Origin of the sequence: Lentimicrobium sp. S6 (assembly GCF_013166635.1) — a bacterium.
GTDB lineage: Bacteria > Bacteroidota > Bacteroidia > Bacteroidales > UBA12170 > UBA12170.
Genome location: NZ_JABKBZ010000127.1, coordinates 1 through 6653, shown reverse-complemented (window position 1 = coordinate 6653; position 6653 = coordinate 1). Strand labels below are relative to the sequence as shown.

At 37.6% G+C, this 6653-nt stretch carries 4 protein-coding genes; 1 reads left to right on the top strand and 3 read right to left on the bottom strand.

Going from position 1 to position 6653, the window contains the following annotated elements; all coding sequences use genetic code 11:
* Nucleotides 1-367: 367 nt before the first annotated feature.
* Entirely contained in the window at nucleotides 368-1942 is a 1575-nt protein-coding gene (locus HNS40_RS21385; protein WP_172284754.1) for a hypothetical protein, read from the top strand.
* Nucleotides 1943-1979: 37 nt separating this feature from the next.
* Here HNS40_RS21385 and HNS40_RS21380 read toward each other — a convergent pair whose 3' ends face one another.
* From HNS40_RS21380 to HNS40_RS21370, 3 genes are all read right to left on the bottom strand, one after another.
* The gene (locus tag HNS40_RS21380; protein WP_172284753.1) at nucleotides 1980-3293 is read right to left on the bottom strand and encodes a serine hydrolase; all 1314 of its coding nucleotides are present in this window, start codon (nucleotides 3291-3293) and stop codon (nucleotides 1980-1982) included.
* Nucleotides 3294-3417: 124 nt separating this feature from the next.
* On the bottom strand, nucleotides 3418-5244 hold the full coding sequence (locus tag HNS40_RS21375) for an amidohydrolase (protein ID WP_172284752.1): 1827 nt from the start codon (nucleotides 5242-5244) through the stop codon (nucleotides 3418-3420).
* A 17-nt stretch (nucleotides 5245-5261) separates the two neighbouring features.
* On the bottom strand, nucleotides 5262-6095 hold the full coding sequence (locus HNS40_RS21370; protein WP_172284751.1) for a hypothetical protein: 834 nt from the start codon (nucleotides 6093-6095) through the stop codon (nucleotides 5262-5264).
* Nucleotides 6096-6653 lie beyond the last annotated feature (558 nt).

Here is a 6653-nt window from a genome sequence, read left to right as displayed (position 1 = left end):
CCTTTAACGCAAAATTAAAGCATTTTAGGTCTGAATTCAGAGGTGTCAGAGATGTCAAATTTTTCCTTTTTCGATTGACAAATATTTTTGCGTAAAAATCAATTCCCCCAGAATTTCAACTTGACCCAAAATAAGTGCTCCGAAAACCCGCACTGCTCATAGCCTTGACCGTTAGCAACAAGGCTAAATCAATTGGACAGATTAATTATTATTATAATCCTCAGTTCAGATACAAGGAAAAAAATATCAAACTAAACTGCTCCGGACATTCTAGTTATGGCAATTCAAAAGGGAAAAACTTTTATGATACTTTTGCAAGTATTTCTCTACTTTTGAAGAATATTTTATATTTCATAAACCGCAGTCTATGCTGAAAGATAATCGCAAGATAATTTCTCAAAACCTCGAAAAAATTTTGAACTCAGCTTCGTTTCAGAATTCAAAGAGAAATCGCCTGCTGCTTGGTTTCCTTGTTGAAGAAACCTTAACGGGAAGGGCAAACAGGATTAAGGAATACACTATTGGGGTTTCTGTTTTTGAGGATGTTAATTTTGAGTTAGGGAAAAGTTCCGTCGTCCGGAATCAAATGGTAAGATTGAGGAAGGCTTTGAACGATTATTACCTAACGGAGGGAAAAGATGACGAGATCAAGATCGTAGTTGAAAAAGGGCAATATGTACCCAGATTTCTGGATAAAGCTAAGGAATTAAATGAGCCCGGACTACAAATGAAATTAATCCCACTATTGGCTGTCTTGCCATTTAGAAGTTATTTCCCTGAACAAAACAGGCAAGAAATGACCGAGTACCTGACTGATGAATTGATTTTAAAATTTACCGCCTTTTCTGATTTGAGGGTTATCGCAAATTATTCCATTCTCACCTATTTTAAACAAGGTGGAAAAATGACTGAATTGTCGAGTGCTTTCGGGCTTGATTATTTGATAGAGGGCAAAGTGCAAATTACAAACAATATTCTCAAAATAAACGTTCAATTAATAAATGCGGAAAATGGCGTTTGCAGTTGGGCTAAAAAATATCAGGAAGCCTATATGGAATATGGCTTAACATTCAGTATGGATATAATCATAAATGAAATTGCTCAATCTATTGCGGGTGGTTTAGGTATAATCACTCAAATTGAGCAAGGTAGATTAAAGAAGAGTCATATAAAAAAAGGAAAAACAGAATTATACAAAGCCATTATTTTATCGCGGAATGCAGATATGTTCCCCGAAACTTATTTTACAAAAGAAACTTTTGATTATTTGGCAATGGCAATTGACGATTACCATCTTGATGGTGAGTTGCATGCTCGATACGCTTTTCTACTATCTAATTCATATGCTTTGAATTTGGCTATTGTAGAAAATCCCTGGGAGAAAGCAAAGTATCATATGGAAAAAGCCATGGCTCTTGACCCAGCAAATCAATTCGTCATGTCGACCAAGCTTGATTTTTACAGGCTAAATAAAGAATATGATAAAATAAGACCAGCTGCTTTACGTGTTATTTCATTAAATCCTAATAATGCCTATTTAGTTGTAGCTAGTGGATGGACACTAGCAATATGTGGTTACCTGGAAGACGGAATCAAAATCGTTGAAAAAAGTTTGCGTAATTGCCCTATAAAACCATATTATGTTCAGTACCTTTATTTTCTTCGGGCTTATACTGCCTTAGATTTCACTTTGGCTCTTAAAGAAGCATACGAATTCCATGCTCCGGGAATTTTCTGGAAACCATTAATAGAGTTGCTTGCTTTGGAGAAATTAAACTTTATAGAGGAAGCTTCAACAAAATTCAATGAAATTATTGAGATGAACCCTGATTTTGCTTCTAACTATAGTTTCTATCTTTCCAATTATGTTTATGATAGTGGTATATTGAAAGAAATGGAGAAATCCATACATAAAGTTCAAATCTTTCAGAGCCTTCATTAGATTTCCAAAATTGAATCGCGCATAGAATTAAGCGTGATTACTTGATTTCTGATGCGATTTTTTGACAAGCCAAAATCTTAGACCAGAAAACGCTATTGCCGGCAGCTGAAGCAACTGGTTGACTTGAGAAAAAAGCAATTACAATACCAGCTTTCCGATTGATATAAATCACTTGTCCATGAATTCCTACTGCTGCATATTCTCCTTTTTGCTCATCGAGCACCCACCACATGTTTTTATAAGCTATCCATTGGGAACCTGCGTATCTTGTATTATTATTCATTTTAGCCTTGTCTTTGGCTGTGAGGTTAATTGTAGCATCAACCCAAGCGGCAGAAACTATTTGTTGGCCATTAAAATTACCTCTATTAAGTATCATGCTGCCAAAATGGGCAGCATCTCTTAATGTACTATTAAAACCACCGGTTGCTATACCCATGTAAGCACGGTCAACAGCAATATAAGCATCATGATCCGTTCCTAATTTTGCCCAAATATTTTGTTGAATAAACTGGTCGTATGACATTCCTGAAATTCGAGAAATTAACCATCCTAGAAGATCGGAATTTGCTGAGTTATAGTCAAAAACCTCTCCTGCAATTTCATTTGTATCAGGGCGTATGAACTTTGATATAAAGTCATACACACCGTAGATTTCAGTAGATTCTGGTTTTGCATCTCTACCTCCTGGAATTTGGGCCATATTCATAGCCGGGCCATAATATTTTAGAAAATCAGAGTTTGGATCAGTATAGTTTTCTTTAAAATCAATGGAGGTACTATGATCAAGTACATTCTGGATAGTAACGCGTTCAAAACCACTTCCTTTTAGTTCTGGTATATACTTGGCAGGGGAGTCGTTTAGGTTAGCTTTCCCCTGATCTACCAAAATCCCAAAAGCAGTACTGGTGAGAGACTTTGTAGCTGAAAACCAAATATGCTGATAGTCTTTAGTTAGGCCATTAAAATATCGCTCATACATAAGTTCATTGCCTTTCAGGACCAAAAACCCATCGGTATGGCATTCTTCCAATATTTTATCAACTGTTTTGTTTTCCCCGTTTGCATCTTTAAGCTCTATTTTTCCAATCCGGCTGTCATAGTTTTCTTTAAGCGTATATATTTCTCCAGCTCTGGGAATCATCACCACATTTAATGGTGCGCCGGCATTGCGAAAAGCCCACTCACTAAAAGGATAATTCCGGTAGTTTCCAAAAGTTACCTGACTTTCTGCAGTTGGCGGAAAACCATCCATTACTTTTTTATTGTAGGATGATAAATCATCCTGAGCAAAAGCAGTACCTCCACAAATTATCAATACTGCTACAAGTGTATTAGTTAATAGTTTCATTTTATAATTTTTTAGGTGAAATACAAATTTAAAGTCATTTAATTCAGATATATACAATGTTTTAATTACCGAAAACCAATGATTTATTAATATCAATATTTGAAAAGCACAATACAGTCTAGTATTACGGATACCTTAGGCTTGTTGGAAATGGTTTGTCTATCTGAGCTTCAATGTATTTTCGAGTTGATTCTTCAATATTTACAGGATTCCCTCGAAACACAGTAGTCAACACTATTGTTTTACTTATCTCTTTGGGGTTTATTTCAAAAAGGTTTTGGTTAAGAACAATGAAATCTGCCGATTTGCCTACTTTTATACTTCCGGTAATATCTTCCACTTCCATTGCCCAGGCCCCATTAATAGTTAACATTCGAATTGCCTGTTCAAGAGAGATCGGTGTTCCTAATATGCCTTCTACCTCTCCCCAGGGATTCTCTCTGGTTACCAGCGTTTCAAAACCAACCCAAATGCCTTCTAAAGGGGTTACCGGCCAGTCGGTTCCAATCACTCCACGACCATTTTCTGCAAGTACTTCGGAAATGGGAAACGCACCTTCTACCTGACTATCCGATAGCAATGTTTTCATACCGTTTACTGCAGGGGAATTAAACCAATAAATAGGAGAAAACTCAGGGATTACATTTAATTGAGCGAATCTTGATCTGTCTTCCGGATGAATAAAAGTTGAATGGGTCATCTGATGACGAGGGCCATTTGGGCCATTAATATTTCGTGCATGTTCAACAGCATCCAGAAATAATCGAGCCGCTCCGTCACCCTGACAGTGCGCATCAACGCGAATTCCTAGTTTATCGCAATATACCACAACATCCTTAATTTCAGGATTTGTCAGATTTGTACTTCCACGCCAGCTTTCTTCATCCCGATAAGGTTCCAGCATTAATCCTGATCGAGCAGGAACAACGCCATCGAAGTGAAATTTTACACCATTGGGATTCACAAGATCTGACCGATACATGAGTCTTTTACCCGCAATATAATCCCATCGGTCATCAACTTTTGCAAGGTCATCCTTCCATGATAAGTGTGTTTCAACACGAAGAGTGAGTTGATCATTTTCATCCAGAAAGTGAACTGCTTCTATCATAGGAATATTCATATGGGAAAACTTGGCCCCAACAACTCCAACGGCCGCTAAACGCTGTACAGCCTCCAGGTATGCTTCTTCATAAGCGGTTTGAGGAATAGGAGGCATGACTTCCCAAAAAGGAGCTTGAGCACCATCAATTACAATTCCAGTAAGTTTTCCTGTTTCAGGATCCCGTTCTAAATAACCATGCCTTGGATCTCTCGTATTTTGGTCAATTCCAGCTAACTCAGCAGCTTTGGCGTTGAACATATTGTATACCCTCGAATTATCTACCAGGAAAACAGGACGATCTGGCATAAAACTATCTATCCATTCCATACCCGGTTTGATGCCTGCTTCGAGAAAAGGACCAATTTGCCAGTCGTGCAGAACAATCCATGCATCTCTATCAGTTGACCGGGCTACCTCCAGAATCAGTTTTTTGATCTCTTCTGGTGTGGCAAGGTGTGGAACAGTCTTTTGGCCAACTTTTTCGGGAACTAAAGCGAGATCCGGATGCAAATGCATATCATATATCCCGGGCATAACAAACTTACCATTGAGATCGACAACTGTAGTGCTATCACCGACCCAGGAGTCTACTCCCTCGTTTTTACCCACATATACAAATTCTCCATTGAGCAAAGCAACTGCTTCCGCCCATGGTTCAGAATCCTCAACGGTGTAGATATTTCCATTTTTGAAGACCATTTCTGCAATACCTGTACTTTCTTGAATATCTGTCTTTTGTGGATTTGGTGAATCACAAGAAATTAGCAGTCCAATTACTGCAATCAGAAATAATGTTTTACTTCTATTTACTATAGATACTATAGATACTATTGATAATCTTTTCATTTTATTAATGCATATAGTTAAAAATATGTAATAAAATTCAAAAAAATATTCCAGTCATTTCTAGTGCCTGAGTTTTCATCACGCCGGTACGACATAAGGTCCAAGTCAAAATTCTTTTGTGCTAAAATAGTCCATGTAAGCTTTGGTAAAATTTTACCACCTATTGTTATATCAAGGTTTGCACCTCCCCGCCCAGCAAGTTCACCGGTAAAGAAATAAGTATATCCTCCCCAGAATTGGAGATAAGCACCTTCCCACCAATTACCAGGATTAAATACAAAAAGGGGGGAAATATTAGCTCCCATACCATTATAGGCAGCAAATTTTTTGTCCCAGGAGTTTACGACATTTAAGGGAACAAATAAGCTCCATTTTTTTCCTAAACCAAACGCAGGTAAAGCTCCAAAGGATAAAACATTTTGTCCGTCCGTACCTTTCAATTGGCCTGCCATTTGAAAGTCGATTTGCGTAGCCCAACCTCTATAACCTGAGGCTACACTATAGTCCATTTTAAAAATGTGAAACCACCTTGCACGTGCATTCGTAAAACCGTTATTGCTTCCTTCAACCTTGTCACCAAAATGAAATCCATATCCAAAATTAATAAACACCATATCTTCTTTGGATATGCCAAGATTTCCAGAAGCCCTTAGTTCGAGCATGGATTCATTATTAGTGTATTCGGTAAATTTTGGACCTGCCCCAACATAAGTATAAATCTTCGTGGGATCAGATGCATCAATCTTCTTTGTAACCGAATCACTTTCATTCTGTGCTAAGGTAATTTCGGGCATTGAAAGTGAAATAAGAATAAGGAAAAAGATGAAAATTAACAACCTGCGTTTTATCATATCAAGATGTATTTAATTTAAACTGAATCTGAATTAGGAGCCAAAAATAAGACAACTAAATAGATTACGCATCGTGATACGGTCACACGAATTATTAGTGAGTTGAAAAATTTTGCGCTTTGTTAGGAAAAAACCGTAACGTGGGCGTAGTGTTAGAAGCGTTCTTGTCATTATTTCTTTATGCCTACTTCTTAATTTAACATGGCGTGATAGAATTTGTTTACTACAATCACCATATTCAATACAAACCTGTTTCAAAAGAACAGTTTTTAAGTTCGGGAATTATATTCCATTCCATGTACATTAGCTGAAAACTACCAACTCAAAAACATGAAAATCACTTAATAATATCGTACGAGGAGTATCAACCCTTCGAAGCCGATAATACAGGATGCGCGTTGCCCAAAAGCGAGAGAGAAATGAAAGCCCTGTTGCTAACAATTAAGCATCGTTTTCAGCCCTAAGCCGTGGAGCTAAGCATTTGCTTATGGCCAAGAGGGGCTGAATATGTGCTGTGTGTTGAACCTAAACCGGCAACGAAGCCGTAAAGCCTACCTT

Bases quoted from the DNA above. Each gene is read 5' to 3' on its own strand.
- HNS40_RS21375 (WP_172284752.1), bottom strand. From the start codon at position 5,244: ATGAAAAGATTATCAATAGTATCTATAGTATCTATAGTAAATAGAAGT.
- HNS40_RS21380 (WP_172284753.1), bottom strand. From the start codon at position 3,293: ATGAAACTATTAACTAATACACTTGTAGCAGTATTGATAATTTGTGGA.
- HNS40_RS21385 (WP_172284754.1), top strand. From the start codon at position 368: ATGCTGAAAGATAATCGCAAGATAATTTCTCAAAACCTCGAAAAAATT.
- HNS40_RS21370 (WP_172284751.1), bottom strand. From the start codon at position 6,095: ATGATAAAACGCAGGTTGTTAATTTTCATCTTTTTCCTTATTCTTATT.